Source organism: Tamilnaduibacter salinus, assembly GCF_003096655.1.
In the GTDB taxonomy this organism is placed as follows: Bacteria; Pseudomonadota; Gammaproteobacteria; order Pseudomonadales; family Oleiphilaceae; genus Tamilnaduibacter; species Tamilnaduibacter salinus.
This window is the reverse complement of sequence record NZ_QEKQ01000002.1, coordinates 52,643-68,442: the sequence shown is the minus strand read 5'-3', so window position 1 is coordinate 68,442 and position 15,800 is coordinate 52,643. Positions and strand designations below refer to the sequence as shown.

The 15,800-nt window shown below is 59.6% G+C and carries 10 protein-coding genes; 2 read left to right on the top strand and 8 right to left on the bottom strand.

What is annotated here, in order from left to right; all coding sequences use genetic code 11:
* Positions 1-21: 21 nt before the first annotated feature.
* From C8D92_RS02940 to sdhC, 5 genes are all read right to left on the bottom strand, one after another.
* The gene (locus C8D92_RS02940; RefSeq protein ID WP_095610691.1) at positions 22-2,856 is read right to left on the bottom strand and encodes a 2-oxoglutarate dehydrogenase E1 component; all 2,835 of its coding nucleotides are present in this window, start codon (positions 2,854-2,856) and stop codon (positions 22-24) included.
* Between the two features lie 305 nt (positions 2,857-3,161).
* A complete protein-coding gene (locus tag C8D92_RS02935; protein ID WP_228151147.1) occupies positions 3,162-3,869 on the bottom strand; it encodes a succinate dehydrogenase iron-sulfur subunit in 708 nt (235 codons plus the stop codon).
* Positions 3,870-3,877: 8 nt separating this feature from the next.
* Entirely contained in the window at positions 3,878-5,650 is a 1,773-nt protein-coding gene (gene sdhA, locus C8D92_RS02930) for a succinate dehydrogenase flavoprotein subunit (RefSeq protein WP_095610689.1), read from the bottom strand.
* A 3-nt stretch (positions 5,651-5,653) separates the two neighbouring features.
* Entirely contained in the window at positions 5,654-6,004 is a 351-nt protein-coding gene (gene sdhD / locus C8D92_RS02925) for a succinate dehydrogenase, hydrophobic membrane anchor protein (RefSeq protein WP_095610688.1), read from the bottom strand.
* A complete protein-coding gene (gene sdhC, locus C8D92_RS02920) occupies positions 5,992-6,372 on the bottom strand; it encodes a succinate dehydrogenase, cytochrome b556 subunit (protein ID WP_095610687.1) in 381 nt (126 codons plus the stop codon). The genes sdhD and sdhC overlap by 13 nt, the downstream gene beginning before the upstream one ends.
* A gap of 668 nt (positions 6,373-7,040) precedes the next feature.
* Between sdhC and gltA the strand changes: the two genes are divergently transcribed.
* Together gltA and C8D92_RS02910 are read left to right on the top strand one after the other, a co-directional pair.
* Positions 7,041-8,312, top strand: coding sequence for a citrate synthase (gene gltA / locus C8D92_RS02915; protein ID WP_095610686.1), 1,272 nt, complete (start codon positions 7,041-7,043; stop codon positions 8,310-8,312).
* A 104-nt stretch (positions 8,313-8,416) separates the two neighbouring features.
* Positions 8,417-9,289: an NAD(P)-dependent oxidoreductase gene (locus tag C8D92_RS02910; protein ID WP_116918381.1), complete on the top strand. Its 873-nt coding sequence runs from the start codon at positions 8,417-8,419 to the stop codon at positions 9,287-9,289.
* A gap of 175 nt (positions 9,290-9,464) precedes the next feature.
* Here the strand turns inward: C8D92_RS02910 and topA are convergent, their stop codons facing one another.
* The 3 genes from topA to fadB all read right to left on the bottom strand — a co-directional run bounded on the left by topA (position 9,465) and on the right by fadB (position 15,703).
* On the bottom strand, positions 9,465-12,113 hold the full coding sequence (topA, locus tag C8D92_RS02905) for a type I DNA topoisomerase (RefSeq protein WP_095610684.1): 2,649 nt from the start codon (positions 12,111-12,113) through the stop codon (positions 9,465-9,467).
* A 231-nt stretch (positions 12,114-12,344) separates the two neighbouring features.
* The gene (gene fadA / locus C8D92_RS02900) at positions 12,345-13,520 is read right to left on the bottom strand and encodes an acetyl-CoA C-acyltransferase FadA (RefSeq protein WP_095610683.1); all 1,176 of its coding nucleotides are present in this window, start codon (positions 13,518-13,520) and stop codon (positions 12,345-12,347) included.
* Positions 13,521-13,555: 35 nt separating this feature from the next.
* Positions 13,556-15,703: a fatty acid oxidation complex subunit alpha FadB gene (gene fadB, locus C8D92_RS02895; protein WP_095610682.1), complete on the bottom strand. Its 2,148-nt coding sequence runs from the start codon at positions 15,701-15,703 to the stop codon at positions 13,556-13,558.
* Positions 15,704-15,800 lie beyond the last annotated feature (97 nt).

The following is a 15,800-nucleotide window of genomic DNA, read 5'->3' as shown; positions in this document are numbered from 1 at the left end:
GATCCTTAGTTCAGTCGTTCCTCAGACTTCAAACGCGTCGTTCACCAGCTGCTTCTGTTCTTCGACATGCACAGACAAATGCCCCGCTGCCGGCGCTGCCGAGGCCTTACGGCCCGCGTACTGCAGGTACAGCTTGGGATTGTGCCGGTGCAAGGCCCCACGCATGTGGTGCTGACTGCAGTACCAGGCCCCCTGGTTCATGGGCTCTTCCTGGCACCAGACGGCGTGAGTCAGATTCTTGTAGGGCGCCAGCATCTCGTCCAGGTCATCCGCCGGGAAGGGATAGAGCTGCTCCAGACGGAAGATAACGACATCATCGCGCTGATCGGCCTTCTTTTTCTCCAGCAGATCATAGTAGACCTTGCCGGAGCACAGGATCAGACGCTTGACCTTGTTCGCCGGCGACGGTTCCTTCTCGGGCAGGACCGTGCGGAACGTGCCCTCGGTCAGGTCATCCAGATTGGAGACGGCTTCTTTATGGCGCAGCAGACTCTTGGGCGTAATCGCCACCAGCGGCTTACGCAGCGGCCGCTTCACCTGGCGACGCAGCATGTGGAATACCTGAGAGGGGGTGGTCGGCACACACACCTGAATGTTGTGCTCGGCCGACAGTTGCAGGAACCGCTCCAGTCGCGCGGAGCTGTGTTCCGGCCCCTGCCCTTCGTACCCGTGCGGCAGCAAGAGGGTCAGCCCGCAAAGGCGTCCCCACTTGTGCTGGCCACTGGTCAGGAACTGGTCAATCACCACCTGAGCGCCATTCGAGAAGTCACCGAACTGGGCTTCCCAGATCACCAGCGACTGCGGCGTGGTGGTTGCGTAGCCATACTCAAACGCCATGACCGCTTCCTCCGAGAGGAGCGAGTCATAGATTTCGAATGACGGCTGATCGTCAGCAACGTGCTCCAGCGGGACGTAGGTGTCGCCCCCTTTCTGGTTGTGGAACACCGCGTGGCGGTGCGAAAAGGTCCCGCGCCGCACATCCTGCCCGGTTATACGGATCGGGTGCCCCTCGTCCAGCAGCGTGGCGTAGGCCATGATCTCGCCATAGCCCCAGTTCAGCGACAGCGCGCCCTGATCCATCTTGCTACGGTCTTCGACGATCTTCTTGACCTGGCGCTGGAGAACGAAGCCCTCAGGCAGCTCGCTCATTTTCTTGCCAAGTTCCTTGAGGCGCTTGAAGTCCACGCTGGTCTTGCACTTGGCGGTCCATTCGTGCCCCAGATACGGGGTCCAGTCAACGTAAAGGTCCTTGTTGGGCTCCTTCACCAGTGACTTCACGACGTGATCGCCCTCATCCAGGGCGTCCCGGTACGCGCGCTCCATGGCCTTGGCATCCCCTTCGGCGATGACCTTCTGCTCTTCGAGATACGCCGCGTATAGGCCACGGGTTGTCTTCAGACCACGGATTTTCTCGTACATCACCGGCTGAGTTGCGGCGGGCTCATCAGCCTCGTTGTGGCCGCGGCGGCGATAACAGACCAGATCGATCACCACGTCGCCGCCAAACTCGTTGCGGTAGTCCATCGCCATCTGCGTGGCAAACATGACCGCTTCCGGGTCGTCCGCATTCACGTGCAGGATCGGCGCCTGAACCATCTTGGCCACGTCGGTGCAGTATTCCGTGGAGCGGGCGTCTTCCTGGCGGCTGGTCGTAAAGCCGACCTGGTTGTTCACCACGATGTGCACGGTACCGCCGACGCCGAAGCCACGGGTCTGGGACATCTGGAAGGTTTCCATCACCACGCCCTGCCCGGCGAACGCGGCATCGCCGTGCATGATGATCGGAACAACCTGTTTGCCAGTCGTGTCGTTGCGTCGGGTCTGGCGGGCCCGGACGGAGCCCTCCACCACCGGAGACACAATTTCCAGGTGGGACGGGTTGAACGCCAGTGCCAGGTGAACTTCGCCGCCCTCAGTCATCACATTCGAGGAGAAGCCCTGGTGGTACTTGACGTCACCGGAGCCCTCATCATCCAGGTTCTTGCCCTCGAACTCGTCGAACAGTTCGCTCGGCTCCTTACCCAGCGTGTTGACGAGCACGTTGAGACGGCCACGGTGCGCCATGCCAATGACAATTTCCTTCGCGCCGTAACTGCCGGCCCGCTGGATCAGCTCGTCCAGACAGGGAATCAGGCTCTCCGCGCCCTCCAGGCCAAAGCGCTTTACGCCGGGGTAACGGGAGCCGAGGTATTTTTCCAGCCCTTCCGCGGCGGTCAGACGCTCGAGGATGTGCTTCCGGGTCTTTTCCGCATAGGCGGGATGGGACCGCACCGGCTCCATCCGCTGCTGGAACCAGCGCTTGATGCGGGTATCCACCACATGCATGTATTCCGCGCCGATACTGCTGCAGTAGGTTTCCTTCAGACCATCCAGGATGTCCCGCAGCGCCATGTTTTCGCCGCCGAAGGCAAGTGAGCCGGTCTTGAACTCCAGATCCATGTCCGCATCATTGAGCCCGTGGAAGGCCGGATCCAGATCTTCAACCGGCGTGCGCTGCCACACACCAAGTGGGTCCAGTTGCGCCTGCTGGTGGCCGCGGAAACGATAGGCGTTGATCATCTGAAGAACGCGGATCTGCTTCTGATCGGCACCCGTGGTGGCGCTGGCGGGGACGCTCGCTGCGTAGTATCGCTGATGGCGGGAAATGTGCTCGAACTGCTCTCGGATGGCCGCATGGGACACATCCTGTCCAGCGTAACCATCGACTCGGGGCAGCTTGTCGAAATAGTTACGCCATTCTTCGGGGACGGCATTCGGATCCGTCAGATAGGTTTCGAAAAGCTCTTCAACATAGGCCAGATTCCCACCCTGAAGATGGGAGGTCCGCCATAGCTGCTCCATGATGCTTTCAGGCATTTTGAATGGCTCACCTCGAACTGTTCGGGGAGCAATCCCTGGGTGGCATAAGGCACTGGACAGTCACCCCGAGACGAACCGATGACTGCCGCCACCACAGGGACTCAACGGCTGTTTCCCGTTCCCCGGTGGTTATATTCAGCAAAGCCGCGGGCGCGCCTTGTAAGCGCGCGTCACGGCTTCCGTAGTCTGCCCTGCGCATCCATCATTGGATATTAGCCTTTAGTGAAAGAGGATCTCCCTTCACCCGGTACGCAGGGCTGGATTCATCAGAACAGTATAGCGCCTGTCTGTATTTTTGCCGGTCACGTCGCCCGCTGAAGCAGCAGACTGCGAATATGACCGATGGCCCGGGTCGGGTTCAGCCCCTTCGGACACACGCTCACACAGTTCATGATGCCCCGGCAGCGGAACACACTGAACGGATCATCCAGATCGGCCAGCCTCTCTTCCTGAGCCTGATCCCGGGAATCAGCCAGGAACCGGTACGCCTGCAGCAGTCCTGCAGGGCCGATAAATTTGTCCGGGTTCCACCAGAACGACGGGCAGGAGGTCGAGCAGCAGGCGCACAGGATACACTCGTACAGCCCGTCCAGCTTTTCCCGGTCTTCCGGTGACTGGAGACGCTCAATGGCCGGCTCCGGATCCCGGTTGACCAGATACGGCGTCACCTTCTCATACTGTTCATAGAAGATGGTCATATCGACAACCAGGTCCCGGATGACGGGCAAGCCCGGCAGTGGACGGATGACGAGCTTGTCCTTCTTGACCACTTCCGATAACGGCGTGATGCAGCCAAGGCCGTTCTTGCCGTTCATGTTCAGCCCGTCAGAGCCACAGACGCCTTCCCGACAGGAACGACGGTACGCCAGGGAGGGATCCTTCTCCTTCAGAAGGTTCAGGACGTCCAGGACCATCAGGTCCTTGCCCTCGGGCAGGTCCAGATCCACGTCCTGCATATAGGGCGCGTTGTCCGTTTCCGGATTATAGCGATAGACACTTACAAGCATGATTGCCTCCCCTAGTACGTCCGAATCTTCGGCTGGAACGTGTCCACCGTCTTCGGCGCAAAGTTGACTTCGCGCTTGCCAAGCCGCTTCTCGAGCGGAAAGTACAGCGAGTGCTTCAGCCAGTTCTCGTCATCCCGCTCCGTGTAATCATTACGGGCGTGGGCACCACGGCTTTCTCGACGCTCAAGTGCAGAAACGGCCGTGGCATAAGCCACTTCGTACAGGTTATCCAGCTCAAGCGCCTCTACCCGCGCGGTATTGAACGCGTTACTGCGATCCGCCAGACGGGTGTTGCCAACCCGTTTGCCGAGCTCATCCAGTTTGGAGAGACCTTCGCGCATGCTGTCTTCGTCGCGGAACACGCCAAAGTATAGCTGCATGCAATCCTGCAGATCCTTGCGGACCTGAGCCACATCCTCACCCTCGGTCGCGTTGTTCAGGCGATCAAGACGCGCCATAGCCCGATCGATGTCGTCCTGGGAGGCTTCCATGGCCTCCGGGCCGTCACGAAGCAGCTTCTCAATGTGCAGACCGGCCGAACGACCGAAGACAACGAGGTCCAGCAGCGAGTTGCCGCCAAGACGGTTGGCGCCGTGCACCGAGACACAGGCCGCTTCACCGCAGGCAAACAGGCCGTCGATTTCAACATCGTTGCCGTCTTCATCCTGACCCAGCGCCTGACCGCCAACCGTTGTCGGGATACCGCCCATCATGTAATGACAGGTCGGCACCACCGGAATCGGTTCCTTGACCGGATCCACGTGCGCGAACGTGCGCGACAACTCCAGAATGCCTGGCAGGCGCAGATTGAGCGTTTCTTCACCAAGATGGTCCAGCTTGAGTTTGACGTGATCTTTTTCCGGACCACACCCGCGCCCCTCGAGAATTTCGAGGACCATGGCCCGGGCCACGACATCCCGACCCGCGAGATCCTTGGCATTGGGCGCGTAACGCTCCATGAAGCGCTCGCCTTCGGCGTTGATCAGATAGCCGCCCTCACCGCGGCACCCCTCCGTCACCAGCGTGCCCGCACCGTGGATACCGGTCGGGTGGAACTGCCACATTTCCATGTCCTGTACCGGGAACCCGGCACGCAGCGCCATGCCGATGCCATCGCCGGTGTTGATCAGGGCATTGGTTGTGGACGCGTAGATCCGCCCGGCACCACCCGTCGCAAGGACAGTGGCCTTGGCTTTGATGTAGACCACCTCACCGGTTTCGATCTCGATACCGATGACACCCAGAACCTGGTTCTTTTCATTCTTCACCAGGTCGACGGCGTACCACTCGTTCAGAAAGGTCGTGCCACCCTTGAGGTTGGCCTGATACAGCGTGTGAAGCAGTGCGTGACCCGTCCGGTCCGCCGCCGCACAGGTCCGGGCCGCCTGGCCGCCCTTGCCGTAATCCTTCGACTGCCCGCCAAACGGGCGCTGATAGATCCGTCCCTCTTCGGTCCGGGAAAACGGAAGCCCCATATGTTCAAGCTCGAATACGGCCTGAGGGCCAACCGAGCACATGTATTCGATCGCTTCCTGGTCACCGATGTAGTCGGAGCCTTTCACCGTGTCATACATGTGCCAGCGCCAATCGTCGTTGGGGTCGGCACTGGCGATCGCACAGGTAATACCACCCTGGGCGGAAACCGTGTGCGAGCGGGTCGGAAAGACCTTGGTGATACAAGCGGTATCGATGCCCGACTCTGTCAGCTGCAGTGCCGCTCGCATACCGGAACCACCACCACCGATGACGATGGCATCGTGCGTAATCGTTTTGATATTAGCCATGGATCAAAGCCCCCAGAGAATCTCTACACCCCAAACCACATAGACGAACATCACCGCACCAGAGCCCGCCTGGACCAGAAAACGCGGCGCCATCGCCTTGATGTAGTCGGTGGTGACGGTCCACAGCCCGACCCAGGCGTGGGCCCCAATGGCAACCAGCGCCATTAGACTGAAGATACGGAACCAGGTCGTCGAAAACAGCCCTGCCCAGCTTTCATACGTCACATCCGTGAAAAGGATGAATCCGAGCAGAAACAGGGTGTATAGAGCCAGCACATAGGCGGAGACACGCTGAATCAACCAGTCGTACACACCGCTGCGACCCAGGTTGGTTACGCTGTTTACAGTCCCCATATCCAGACCCCCGCCAGAACGATGAGAATAACCGACACGACGACGGTGGCCTTGGCGGCCAACCGACCGCTTTCAAGCTCTTCACCGTAGCCCATGTCCATGATCAGGTGCTTGATTCCGGCCACAAGGTGATACAGCAGCGCGGAAAGGATGCCCCATACAATCAGCTTCGCCAGAAACGAGTCCAGCAAAGCGCTGACCTGGTTGAATCCGTCTTCTCCGGAGAGCGACAGATCAAGGCCGTAGAGGAGGAAGGCAAGACCCACAAAGATGATGACCCCACTGATCCGGTGAAGGATCGACGTGATGGCCGGCAATGGGAAGTGGAATTTGCCGAGATCGAGATTGACTGGTCGTTTGCTATTCACAGCTCTCTCACACTCTTTTTTTATCCGCGGATTGCCGGAATGCCCGCGGAAATTTGGTTGGTGTCGCTGACGACCCGACGGTGGGTCCAGCATCAGGAGGGAAACGTGATCATTGCCCGGCCCTGATCGGCGTTCCGGAGCCGGCATATCCCCGGTTACGGGCCAAGGATTATAAGGAGCGGCCCCATGAATTACAAACCATCCACACTGTGAAAGTCCCTGAGGAGCAGGGAGTTAGCCCTCCAGATCCCCACAGAGCGGTTTATTTTCAGGAATCTGCGAGCGCTGTACCGGACCTTCGTCTAACCCACACCCCATGGTGTTGAAGCCGACGGCGAGACCATCCCGGACATCCGTCACTCCGGATCCGCAATGCATGCCGCATTGACAATAAAACCATCCACCCTATATTTTGCCGACACAGTCACAGAGTCCACCACCCCTCAATGACGGGGGCTGGCGCGGATTCCGTGATGAGACAGAACGAAAACAGCGCCCCGGCAGGCATCTGGTGTGAAGCCGTGACCTGACGGGGCGTTCCTGCGATAATAGTCGCCTTTCAGGGAATCACCGGTGGCGCCGACCGGGCCTGACATCCGGTCGCTCCGGCCATGCAGACCGTGTCCCGGGGGTCCCTTACGCTGGCTAAGCTGATATAGGAGAGCACCATGACCGACAGGAAAGCGACGCTTTCGGTGGGTGAACAATCAATCGAGCTGCCCGTATACTCCGGCACGGAAGGGCCTGACGTCATTGACGTACGGTCTTTGGTTCAAGAGGGGGTTTTCACCTACGACCCCGGCTTCGTTTCCACGGCAGCCTGTGAATCGAAAATCACCTATATTGATGGTGCCAACGGGATCCTGCTTCACCGCGGCTACCCCATCCAGGAACTGGCTGAGAACAGCGACTACCTGGAAGTCTGCTATCTCCTGTTGAACGGAGAGCTGCCCACAAAGGAACAGGGCGAGGTCTTCAAGGACACCGTCAAGCACCACACCATGATCCACGATCAGATGCGCCACTTCTTCAGCGGCTTCCGCCGTGACGCGCACCCGATGGCCATCATGTGTGGGGTTGTCGGAGCATTGTCGGCGTTCTACCACGACCAGATGGACGTCAATAACGAAGAGCAGCGCCAGATCACGGCGCACCGCCTGGTGGCGAAGATGCCGACCATCGCGGCCTGGTGTTACAAGTACGCCAATGGCCAGCCGTTCATCTACCCCCGCAACGACCTCAATTACTCCGAAAACTTCCTCCAGATGATGTTCGGCAATCCCTGTGAGGAATACAAGGTGAACCCGATCCTGGCGAAAGCCATGGACAAGATTTTCATCCTCCACGCCGATCACGAGCAGAACGCCTCGACGTCGACGGTCCGTCTGGCCGGTTCCACCGGCGCCAATCCGTACGCCTGCATTGCCTCGGGCATTGCCGCGCTGTGGGGACCGGCACACGGCGGTGCAAACGAAGCGGTTCTGGACATGCTGGCGGAGATCGGCGACGAGTCAAATATCGAGAGGTTCATCGAAAAGGCCAAGGACAAGAACGATCCGTTCCGCCTGATGGGCTTCGGCCACCGGGTCTACAAGAACTTCGACCCGCGCGCCAAAGTCATGCGCGAAACCTGCCACGAAGTCCTCAACGAGCTCGGCATCGACGACCCACTGCTGCGCATTGCTCAGCGCCTGGAGAAGATTGCGCTTGAAGACGAGTATTTCATCGAGCGCAAGCTGTTCCCGAATGTCGATTTCTATTCCGGGATCATCCTCAAAGCGATGGGCATTCCGACCTCCATGTTCACGGTCATCTTTGCCCTGTCCCGCACGATCGGATGGTACTCACACTGGAACGAAATGGTCAGCGGCAGCTTCCGCATCGGTCGGCCGCGCCAGCTGTACACCGGCTCCAACCAGCGCGATTATCCGAAAGGCTGATCCGGTTGCGTTGATCCAGAGGCTGCACACGGTGCAGCCTTTTTTTTGGGATCCATGAGCGTGGCCCGGCCCGCTTCCTTCCAACCGATTGAAAGGAGCCTCTCATGAAAATTACGTTCATTGGTCTTGGCGTGATGGGTGGCCCCATGGCCGGCCACCTGGCAGGCAAGCGCCATGACGTCACGGTCTATAACCGCACCGCCAGCAAGGCCTCACAGTGGGCCCGGAACCATGGCGGTCAATCTGCCGACACCATTCCCGAAGCGGTCCGCAACGCCGAGTGCATCGTGACCTGCGTCGGCGCCGACCGGGATTTGCACGCCATCTATCTCGGGCAGGACGGCATCCTCGCCAACGCGCCACAAGGCGCATTGCTGATTGACCATACCACCGCCTCCGGCGAGGTCGCCCGGGAACTGGCCCGTCACGCCACGTCGTACGGGCAGTCGTTTATCGATGCGCCGGTGTCCGGTGGTCAGCAGGGAGCGGAAAACGGCCAGCTCACGATCATGTGTGGCGGCGACGAAGCGGCTTTCTCGCGCGCCGAGCCCATCATGGCAGCCTATGGCAAGGCAGTCACACGCATGGGCAGCGCCGGCGCCGGGCAGCTCACGAAGATGGTGAACCAGATTTCGGTCGCGGGCGTCGTGCAGGGTCTCGCGGAGGGACTGCACTTTGCCGAACAGGTCGGCCTCGACCAGCAACGGGTGATCGATGTGATCTCACAGGGCGCCGCGCAATCCTGGCAGATGGAAAACCGCGCCGGAACCATGATTGAGGGCGAGTACAACCACGGTTTCGCCGTCGACTGGATGCGCAAGGACCTTGGCATCTGCCTCGAAGAAGCCCGCAACCATCAGGCCACGCTGCCCCTAACGGCGCTGGTGGACCAGTTCTACGCCGATGTGCAGAACATGGGTGGCGGACGCTGGGATACGTCGAGTCTGCTGGCGCGGTTACGGGGCTCCGGCGGTTGATTGGCCACGGAATCCGCGGAAGATCACGGAAAAATAATGATTCAACGTGACGGTTAACGAGCGTTAAGCGACTGCGCGATGACACGCCGCTTACCGGTCACTCTCTTATTCGCCCATTTTTTTCGTCCGAAGGGCGCTTCCGTGTCGTTCCGTGGATTCCGCGGCAAAACCCACCTTACTTCGGCTCTTTGCCGTTGTCCTGCCACTGCTTGCCGGTATAGAACGCCTTCCAGCCTGTCGCTTTGCCATCCTTCTCGCTCATGACGTACTGCTCTTTCGTCTTGCGGCTGTAGCGGATGACCGTCGGGTTGCCGGCCGGGTCTTTTTCCGGAGCGGACATGAGGTAGTGGTACTTCGGATCAATCTCGTCCTTATGAGGCTTGATCTCACTGATCAGCGGCGCGCGGGTCTCCCGGTTCTTGGGAAACTGGCTGGCCGCCAGGAACAGGCCTGAGGCACCATCCCGCAGCACGTAGGTGTCGTCCACCTTCTGGCATTTGAGCTCGGGCATGGGGACCGGGTCCATCTTGGGTGGCGCAGGCTCCCCATTGCGCAACAACTTACGGGTGTTCTTGCACTCGGTATTCGTGCACCCGAAGTATTTACCAAAACGACCCGTCTTGAGCTGCATTTCCGAACCGCACTTGTCGCATTCCAGCGTCGGGCCGTCGTACCCCTTGATTCGAAAGCTGCCCTGCTCGATTTCATAGCCATCGCAGTCGGGGTGATTACCGCAGACGTGCAGCTTGCGCTTCTCGTCGATGAGGTAACTGTCCATGGCCGTCCCGCACTTGGCGCACCGGCGCTTCTTACGCAGCAGGCGGCTCTCGCCCTCGCCTTCCACATCGTCGTCTTCGCTGACCACCTCATCGCCCGAGACCAGGTTCATGGTCTGCTTACACCGCTCCTTGGGCGGCAGTTTATAACCGGAGCAGCCCAGGAAGACTCCAGTGCTTGCCACCCGGATCTGCATGTTGCGACCGCAGGTCGGGCACTCGATGTCGGTCTCCGTCGGGGTGTTGCTGCGCATCCCGCCTTCGCCATCCGAACCGGCCTCGTCGAGCTGTTTCTTGAAGCGGGCGTAAAAGCTGTTCAGTACGGCTTTCCAGTCCACCTCGCCCTCGGCGATTTCATCCAGCTCTTCTTCCAGACGAGCGGTGAAATCGTAGTCCATCAGGTTCGTGAAGGACTCCGAGAGCCGCTCGGTGACGATATCCCCCATCTTTTCGGCGTAGAAGCGGCGATTCTGAAGCCGCACATAGCCGCGATCCTGGATGGTGGAAATAATGGACGCGTAGGTGGATGGCCGACCAATCCCCCGCTTCTCCAGCTCCTTGACCAGACTCGCTTCCGTATAGCGCGGCGCGGGCTTGGTGAAGTGCTGAGTCGGGTCCAGCTTCTTCAGGGCCAGGGAATCGCCAACCTGAATATCCGGAAGCGCGACGTTGTCGTCCTTCTTGCTGGATTGCGGCGCCACCTTGAGAAAGCCATCGAACTGGACGATCCGGCCACGGGTCCGCAGCTCGTACTCACCGGCCTCAATGGTGACCGACGAGCTCAGGAACTCGGCGTCGTTCATCTGGCAGGCGATGAATTGCCGCCAGATCAGCTCATAGAGCCGCTCCGCATCCTTTTCCAGACCCTGGATATCGGCCGGGCGACGAGTGACATCCGTCGGACGAATCGCCTCGTGCGCCTCCTGGGCGCCTTCACGGCTCCCATAAACGCGGGGCTGCTCCGGCAGATAACGCTTGCCGAACTGCTCCTCAATGTAGCTGCGCGCGCTGCTCAGCGCTTCCCCGCTGAGATTGGTCGAGTCGGTCCGCATGTAGGTAATAAACCCGGCCTCGTAGAGGCGCTGCGCCAGCGTCATGGTTTTCTTGACGCTGAAACTCATGCGATTGCTGGCAGCCTGTTGCAGCGTTGAGGTGATGAACGGCGCGTTGGGGCGGGATTTGGTCGGTTTGTCTTCCCGTTTGGCGACCTGATACCCCGCGTTCTGGAGCGCGGCAACGTGGCCGTTGGTTTCCTGCTCACTCGTGGGGCGGAACGCCTTGCCGGAATGACGCGTGACCTCAAACCGCACCGGCTCGGCATCGGCACTTTCCGGTGCGAGATCGGCGTGCAGCTGCCAGTACTCCTCCGGAACGAACGCACGGATTTCCCGTTCCCGCTCAACAATCAGGCGAACGGCGACGGACTGGACACGACCGGCCGACAGACCGCGGGCAATCTTGCTCCATAGCAGCGGCGACACCATGTACCCGACCACACGGTCTAGGAACCGGCGGGCCTGCTGCGCGTTGACGCGACTGGTATCGACTTCGCCCGGCTCGGCAAACGCCTCACGGATCGCACGCTTGGTGATTTCGTTGAAAACCACGCGACGGTACTTGTCATCATCGCCGCCAATGGTTTCTTTCAGGTGCCAGGCAATGGCCTCCCCTTCACGGTCAAGGTCCGTCGCGAGATAGACCCTGTCCGCCGACTTGGCGAGACGCTGAAGCTCACTGACCACCTTCTCTTTCCCAGGCAGAACCTGATAATTCGCATCCCAGTTCTTCTCCGGGTCCACCCCCATGCGTGCAACCAGCTGCTCCCGGGCCTTGCGGGCCTTGTACTCAGCCTTCTCTTCCGGGCTCATCTTGCGTGTCTGTGCCGCCTGCCGGGCACTTTCCTTGGGGTCTTTCTTTGAGCCGCTACCGCTCACCGGCAGGTCACGAATATGGCCGACGCTGGACTTCACGACATAATCGGCGCCCAGATACTTGTTAATCGTCTTGGCCTTTGCCGGGGACTCGACAATGACAAGGTTTTTACCCATATCGGACAGTCTGATCCTTCGCTGGGGATGACTCTGTGCCCCGTCGAACCGTCGGTCTGCTCAGAGACCGAAACGCCCAAAAACGGGTTGGGCAGAGCGATCCGCACTGGGGTCCATTTATATAGGTGCTCTTTTTTACAGGGTCAAGATAGTGCACACAACCCAAAAAAACGCAGAACGACAAAAAAGCCCGGCCGGAGCCGGGCTTTTCGTCTGCGTCGAAGCGCTGAGTTACAGCCGTTCCCAGACCGTGGCCACACCCTGGCCGGAACCAATGCACATGGTGGAAACACCCAGTTTGCCGCCTTTGTCCTGCATCACGTTCAGCAGGGTGGTGGAGATCCGGGCGCCAGAGCAGCCCAGTGGGTGACCCAGTGCGATGGCACCGCCGTTCAGGTTGACCTTCTCGTCCATGACGTCCAGCAGTTTGAGATCCTTCAGGACCGGCAGGGACTGGCCAGCGAACGCTTCGTTCAGTTCCCAGAAGTCGATGTCCTCGACCTTCAGGCCGGCACGCTTGAGGGCCTTCTTGGTCGCCGGAACGGGGCCATAGCCCATGATCGCCGGATCGACACCGGCAACGGCCATGCTGCGGATCTTCGCGATCGGCTTCAGCCCAAGGGCCTCGGCACGCTCGGCGGACATGAGGATCATGGCTGAGGCACCGTCGGTCAGCTGGGAGGACGTCCCGGCGGTGACCGTACCCTGCTTCGGATCAAAGGCCGGCTTGAGCTGACTCAGGCTCTCAACGGTGGTTTCCGGACGAATGGTCTCGTCCTGTTCCACCAGTACCTTGAAGCCGTTTTCGTCGTGGCCTTCCACCGGCACGATCTCATTGTCGAACTTGCCGGCTTCACGGGCTTCGGCGGCACGATGATGTGACCGCGCGCCGAACTCGTCCTGCTGCTCACGGGTGATGCCGTGCATCTTCGCCAGCATTTCCGCGGTCAGGCCCATCATATTGGAGGCCTTGGCCGTGTACTTGGACGCCGCCGGGTTGTGGTCAAAGCCGGAGGTCATCGGGATGTGACCCATGTGCTCCACACCGCCGATGATGAACACGTCACCGTTATTGGTCTCGATCGCCTGCGCCGCAGTGTGCGCTGCGGTCATCGACGACCCGCACAGCCGGTTGACGGTCTGGGCGGCGGACTCGTGGGGAATCCGCGTCATCAGGGAGATCTGACGCGCGACGTTCATCCCCTGCTCTTTTGTCTGGTTCACACAACCCCAGATCACATCTTCCACTTCGCTCGGATCGAGCTTCGGATTACGGTCAAACAGGGCATCGACCAGCGTGGCGGACAGGGTTTCCGCGCGTACGTTGCGGAAACAGCCATTCTTGGCACGGCCCATCGGTGTCCGTACGCAATCGACGACGACAACGTCTCTCGGATTAAGGCTCATAGATTGTTTCTCCGTTCGGAAATCTCGTTCAGCAATCAGCCAAAGAATGTTTCGCCGTTCTTGGCCATTTCACGCAGCTTGTCGGTCGGGTGGTACAGCGCACCCAGGTCCGCGTACTTGTCGGCGATACGGACGAATTCCTCAACGCCCAGATCGTCGATATAACGCAGCGCGCCACCGCGGAACGGCGGGAAGCCGATGCCGTAAACCAGGCCCATATCCGCTTCGGTCGGCGTGTCGACAATGCCGTCTTCCAGACAGCGCACCGTCTCCAGGCACAGCGGAACCATCATGCGTTCGATGATTTCGTCATCGGTGAATTCGTTCTGCTGCTGAACGACCGGCTTGAGCAGCTCGTAGGTCTCTTCGTCGACAACCTTCTTCTGCTTGCCTTTCTTGTCCAGTTCGTATTGGTAGAAGCCCTTGCCGCTCTTCTGGCCGAGGCGCTCCTTCTCGAACATGACGTCGATAGCGGTCTTGCTATCGTGGCTCATCCGGTCCGGGAAGCCTTCTGCCATGACGTCGCCGGCATGCTTACTGGTGTCCATGCCAACCACGTCCTGCAGATATGCCGGACCCATCGGCCAGCCAAACTTCTCCATGACCTTGTCGACGTGCTGGAAGTCAGCGCCGTCACGGATCAGGTGCAGGAAGCCGCCGAAGTACGGGAACAGGATCCGGTTGACCAGGAAGCCCGGGCAGTTGTTGACGACAATCGGAGTCTTGCCCATGGCCTTGGCGTACGCGACGGTGGTCGCGACGGCACGGTCACTGGTCTTCTCACCACGGATGACCTCCACCAGCGGCATCATGTGTACCGGGTTGAAGAAGTGCATGCCGCAGAAGTTTTCCGGACGCTTGAGATTCTTGGCCAGCGTGTCGATGGAAATCGTGGAGGTGTTGGACGTCAGGATCGCATTCTCGCCGATGTGATCTTCGGTCTCGCGCAGCACAGCGTCCTTCACCTTCGGATTCTCGACAACCGCTTCCACGACGATGTCGACATTGCCGAAGTCACCGTAGTTCAGGGTCGGCGTGATGTTGTTCAGCACGTCCGCCATCTGATCCGGCTTCATCTTGCCTTTGTCAATACGCTTGGTCAGGAGCTTCTTGGCTTCACTCAGACCAAGATCAATACCGTCCTGGTTGATGTCCTTCATCAGGATCGGTGTGCCCTTCAGTGCGGACTGGAACGCAACGCCACCGCCCATGATGCCGGCACCCAGCACGGCGGAGAGATTCACCGGATTGGCTTCCTTCTCCCACTGCTTGGACTTCTTCTTCAGCTCCTGATCATTCAGGAACAGCCCAACCAGGCAGGCTGCCGTGTTGGTCTTGGCCATCTTGGCGAAGCCCTTGGCTTCCACTTCGATCGCCTTGTCACGGGTCAGGCCGGCATGCTTCTGCATGACCTTGATGGACTCGACCGGTGATGGGTAGTTCTTGCCGGCCTTGCCAGCGACGAAGCCCTTGGCCGTCTCGAACACCATCATGCTTTCCATGGCGTTCAGCTTGAGCTTGCCCTGCTTCTCTTCACGGCGCGCCTTGTAATCGAGCTTGCCGGCGTTAGCTTCGTTGATGATCGCAACAGCCGCTTCCACGAGCTTGTCCGCTTCCACCACGGAATCGACAGCACCTTCGTTCAGCGCCTTGTCCGCGCGGTTTTCGGAGCCGCCGGAGATCCACTCGATGGCATAGTCGGCGCCGATCAGGCGAGACAGGCGGACGGTCCCACCGAAGCCCGGGAAGATACCCAGCTTGACTTCCGGCAGACCCACTTTCGCCTTGTTGTCGGCCACTCGGTAGTCAGTCGACAGGCACATTTCGAAGCCGCCACCAAGCGCCATGCCGTTGATTGCGGTAACCGTCGGGAACGGCAGATCCTCGATGGTATTGAAAACGTCGTTGGCCTTCAGGTTATTGGCCACCAGGTCCTCTTCCGGGCCTGCAAACAGGTCGGTGAACTCGGTAATGTCGGCACCGACAATGAAGCTGTCCTTGGAACTGGTCACGACCAGCCCCTTGATGTTCTTGGCATCCTTCAGCTTGCCTGCGGCTTCGCCAAGCTCTTCGATGGTAAGGCGATTGAACTTGTTGACTGACTCGCCTTCCAGGTCGAAGTTCAGCTGAGCGATTCCGCCTTCGATCTCTTTCACCTTGATGGCTTTACCGTCGTAAATCATCAACTGATCTCCAGTCTGTGTTTGGAACTGTCCGGAACATTCCTACAGCGTCTTTAATCTGTCCAGACAGCGGGATTTCGATCACTGCCCGATCGTC

What these genes read in the sequence shown, in the direction of transcription:
- topA (WP_095610684.1), bottom strand. Translation starts at nt 12,113, where the DNA reads ATGGGTAAAAACCTTGTCATTGTCGAGTCCCCGGCAAAGGCCAAGACG.
- C8D92_RS02910 (WP_116918381.1), top strand. Translation starts at nt 8,417, where the DNA reads ATGAAAATTACGTTCATTGGTCTTGGCGTGATGGGTGGCCCCATGGCC.
- sdhA (WP_095610689.1), bottom strand. Translation starts at nt 5,650, where the DNA reads ATGGCTAATATCAAAACGATTACGCACGATGCCATCGTCATCGGTGGT.
- C8D92_RS02940 (WP_095610691.1), bottom strand. Translation starts at nt 2,856, where the DNA reads ATGCCTGAAAGCATCATGGAGCAGCTATGGCGGACCTCCCATCTTCAG.
- fadB (WP_095610682.1), bottom strand. Translation starts at nt 15,703, where the DNA reads ATGATTTACGACGGTAAAGCCATCAAGGTGAAAGAGATCGAAGGCGGA.
- gltA (WP_095610686.1), top strand. Translation starts at nt 7,041, where the DNA reads ATGACCGACAGGAAAGCGACGCTTTCGGTGGGTGAACAATCAATCGAG.
- fadA (WP_095610683.1), bottom strand. Translation starts at nt 13,520, where the DNA reads ATGAGCCTTAATCCGAGAGACGTTGTCGTCGTCGATTGCGTACGGACA.
- sdhD (WP_095610688.1), bottom strand. Translation starts at nt 6,004, where the DNA reads ATGGGGACTGTAAACAGCGTAACCAACCTGGGTCGCAGCGGTGTGTAC.